This is a genomic window from Methylobacterium sp. (assembly GCF_028290105.1).
GTDB lineage: Bacteria > Pseudomonadota > Alphaproteobacteria > Rhizobiales > Beijerinckiaceae > Methylobacterium.
Genome location: NZ_JAQGKL010000115.1, coordinates 1 through 3,629, shown reverse-complemented (window position 1 = coordinate 3,629; position 3,629 = coordinate 1). Strand labels below are relative to the sequence as shown.

4 protein-coding genes are annotated in these 3,629 nt (G+C 73.0%); all 4 read right to left on the bottom strand.

Annotated features, from left to right (window positions below; all coding sequences use genetic code 11):
- Window positions 1-15: 15 nt before the first annotated feature.
- Entirely contained in the window at window positions 16-972 is a 957-nt protein-coding gene (locus tag JWQ05_RS08570) for an alpha/beta hydrolase (protein WP_299657552.1), read from the bottom strand.
- The gene (locus JWQ05_RS08565; protein ID WP_299657550.1) at window positions 962-1,888 is read right to left on the bottom strand and encodes a polysaccharide deacetylase family protein; all 927 of its coding nucleotides are present in this window, start codon (window positions 1,886-1,888) and stop codon (window positions 962-964) included. The genes JWQ05_RS08570 and JWQ05_RS08565 overlap by 11 nt, the downstream gene beginning before the upstream one ends.
- A gap of 133 nt (window positions 1,889-2,021) precedes the next feature.
- On the bottom strand, window positions 2,022-2,801 hold the full coding sequence (locus JWQ05_RS08560) for an ABC transporter ATP-binding protein (RefSeq protein ID WP_299657548.1): 780 nt from the start codon (window positions 2,799-2,801) through the stop codon (window positions 2,022-2,024).
- 8 nt (window positions 2,802-2,809) lie between these two features.
- On the bottom strand, window positions 2,810-3,607 hold the full coding sequence (locus JWQ05_RS08555) for an ABC transporter permease (RefSeq protein WP_299657554.1): 798 nt from the start codon (window positions 3,605-3,607) through the stop codon (window positions 2,810-2,812).
- Between the last annotated feature and the right edge of the window lie 22 nt (window positions 3,608-3,629).

Genomic DNA, 3,629 nt, shown 5'->3' with positions numbered 1-3,629 from the left:
ATCGTCGACATTAAATCAGTCATCGCCGATCCGAACATTCACCTCCCCTGCGCCCTGATCCGCGAACATTGGCGCAGCATCTCCGACCGGTCCATGGGCAAGGTCGGCCGCGAGGCGCGACAGGATTCCGGCGGGCGTGCTCAGCTCTTCCAGGATCGAGAAGTGGTCGCGCCCCGCCAGGGCGAGGATCTCCGTCCTGCCAGCGTGCCGCGCCCGCGCCGCGCCGTAGGCGCGGGATTGGCGCCGCAATTCGGGCAGTTCGTCCGCCCCGTAGGCGATGACCAGGGGAGCGGCGGTCCCGTGGGAGGGTCGCGGCGCCAGCCGGATCGGCGACAGCTCCTCGACCTCCTGCTGCGTCAGGCGCAGGGCCTCGTCGAGGGCGGTCCCGGCGATGGGGGCCAGGTCGAAGACCCCGCTGATGGCGAGTGCGGCATCGGCCTCGGGGCGATCGAGGGCGAGGGCGGCCAGGTGCCCGCCCGCCGACCAGCCGGAGACCACGAGGCGCCGGCGCGGGCGGCCCGCCGCCTCGTCCCGGGCGCGCAGGTAGCACAGGGCGGCGCCGATCTCGTCGGCGATCCGCGTGAGCGAGGCCTCCGGCGCCAGGGTGTAGCCGATCAGCGCCACGTCGAGGCCGAGCGCCAGGGGCCCCAGCGCCATGCAGGCGAACCCCTCCTTGGCGTTGCGCTGCCAGTAGCCGCCGTGGATGAACGCGAGGAGGGGCGCGTCCGCGCGGCCGCAGGCGAACAGGTCGATGCGGTTGCGGGGGTGGGGGCCGTAGGGGATGTCGAGGACATGGCCCGGGGCGGCGCGGAGCGCGGCGCTGCGCTCCCGCCACGCGGCGAGGCGCGCGGCGCTGTCGGCCACCGCGCCGGAATTGTCGTAGGCCCGGGTCAGGGCCGCCCGGTCGAGGATCCGCCAGTCGGTCCCGGGGGCCGCCTCCGTCTCGCGGATGGCATCCGTCTCAAGCGTCATCGCCGGTGTCCCGATACCAATCCACGAGTTCGCCCCCTTGGACGAACCAGACGTCGTCGCGGGCCAGGCACGCGTCGAGGAGCCGTTCCAGCAGGCCGATGCGATGGGGCACGCCGGTGATGTAGGGGTGGACGGCGAATCCCATCACCTTGGCCCCGCCGAGCGGCCCCGCGCCCGCGGCCTCCGTGGCGAGGCGCCCGAGTTGAGCGAGCGCCCGCTCGACGAATTCCTCGGCCCGGTGATGCTGGATCGCCAGCAGCGGGATGTCGTTGAGTTCCACCGAATAGGGCAGGGCGATCAGGGGCCGCGTCGCGGTGGCGATGCGGCAGGGCCGGTCGTCCACCACCCAGTCGCCGACATAGTCGAGGCCGGCGGCGGCGAGATGGTCCGGCGTGTCCAGGGTCTCGGTCAGCCCGGGGCCGAGCCAGCCGCGCGGGTTGGCGCCGGTCACCGCCCGGATGGCCGCCAGGGTCCGGGCGATCATGGCGGGCTCGTCCGCGATGCGGTGGGTCGGGACCTGGTGGAAGCCGTGGCCCATGAACTCCCAGCCCGCCGCGTGCGCGGCCTCGGCCACCGGACGGTAGGCCTCGCAGACCGAGCCGTTGATCGACAGGGTCGGGCGGATCCCGCGCGCTTCGAACGCCGCGAGGAGGCGCCAGAACCCGACCCGCATCCCGTATTCGTGCCAGCCCCAATTGGCGAGGTCCGGCAACAGGGGCGCGCCGGTGGGCGCCACCAGGATCTGGCGCGGCATCGGGTTGTCGATGAGCCAGTGCTCGACATTCACCACCGGCCAGAGCGCCACCCGCTTGCCCCCGGGCAGGGCGAGGCGCGGCCGGTGGATGGCCGCGCGATAGGCAAGGCGCCGCTCCGGGCGGCGGGGATCGGCGAAGTCCGGGTCCGTCGATGCGGTCATGGTTTTCGGGGCGTGGCGTGGAGGGGTCGGGAGGCTGGCCGGTGGCATCGGCCGGCCTGTGACGGGGCGGCGCGGGCAAGCCCGGCACGGACAGCGGGCGGCGCCCACCCAGACACCTGCCGAACCGGCGAACTCACGCCGCCACGCGGCCGTGGTGGCTGTGGAGCTGGGCCGAGAGCGTCCGGCGGATGTCGTTGAAGGCGGGGCTGGAGACGTCCCGGCGCCGGGCGAGATCGATGGCGTGCACCGCGTCGATCCGGCCGGGGCTCGGCGACATCACCACGACGCGGTCGGCGAGGAAGATCGCCTCCTCGATGGCGTGGGTGACGAACAGCACGGTGAGGCCGGTGCGGCTCCAGAGGTCGAGGAGCTCGTCCTGCAGGCGCTCGCGGGTCATGGCGTCGAGCGCCCCGAAGGGCTCGTCCATCAGCACCACCTCGGCCTCGTTGGCGAGCACCCGGGCGATGGCGACGCGCTGCTTCATGCCCCCCGACAATTGGTGCGGATGCGCGTCGGCGAAGGCCTGCAGGCCCACGAGGTCGATGTAGCGGGCGACCGTGTCGCGGATCTCGGGGGCCGGGCGCCCGCGCGATTTCGGGCCGAAGCCGATGTTGTCGCGGACCGAGAGCCAGGGGAACAGGCCGTAATCCTGGAACACCATGCCGCGCGAGGGGTCCGGCCCCGCGATGGGCTTGCCCCACATGCACGCCTCCCCCGAGGAGGCGGCCTCGAAACCCGCCACGATGCGCAGCAGGGTGGACTTGCCGCAGCCGGAGGCGCCGAGCAGGCACACGAACTCGCCGCGCCTCACGGTGAGGTTGGCGCCCTTCAGGGCCGTGACGGTCCGGTCCTTGACCGTGAAGGTCTTGCCGACGTCGCGGATGTCGAGGATCGGCAGCGTCGGATCACCCATTGGGCAGCTCAATCATGGGAGGGGCTCCAGGCGAGGAGGCGGCGGCCGATCAGCATCACGATCCGGTCCGACAGGAAGCCGGCGAGCCCGATCACGATCATGCCGCAGATGACGATCTCGGTGCGCGAGAGCTGGCGCGCCTCCATGATGATGGCGCCCAAACCCGTCTGCACGCCGGTCATCTCGCCGACCACGATCACCACCCAGGCGAAGCCGAGGCCGAGGCGCAGGCCCGTGAAGATCGACGGCAGGGCGGCGGGCAGCACCACCCGGACGAACTGGGCCGAGCCCCGGCAGCCCAGCATGCTGGCCGCCTCGAACAGGCGCGGCTCCACCGAGCGCACCCCGAAGACGGTGTTGACGAGGATGGGGTAGAACGCCCCGAGGAAGACGAGGAAATAGGCCGAGCGGGGCCCGAGCCCGAACAGGATCATGGCGAGCGGCAGCCAGGCGGTGACGGGCACCGGCCGCAGGATCTGGAAGGTCGGGTCGAGGAGCTGGCGCATCAGCGGCACCCGGCCGATGAGGAGGCCGAGCGGCAGGGCGAGCAGCACCGCGAGCGCGAAGCCCCCGAACACCCGCGCCAGCGAGGCGCCGAGATGGGTGAGCAGGGTGGCGCTGAAGGCGTCGTCGTTGATGCCCCCCACCGCGAGGTCGACGAGGGCCGTCCAGACCTCCGAAGGCGGCGGGATCAGGCTGTAGGGCCGGCCCGTGGTGACGAGGTGCCAGACCAGGGCCAGCGCGGCGGGAATGGCGAGCGCCAGGGCCGCCTCGCGCAGGCGCGCGCCGAGCCGCGTCCAGGGCAGGGCGAGGCGCGGCCGGGCCGCC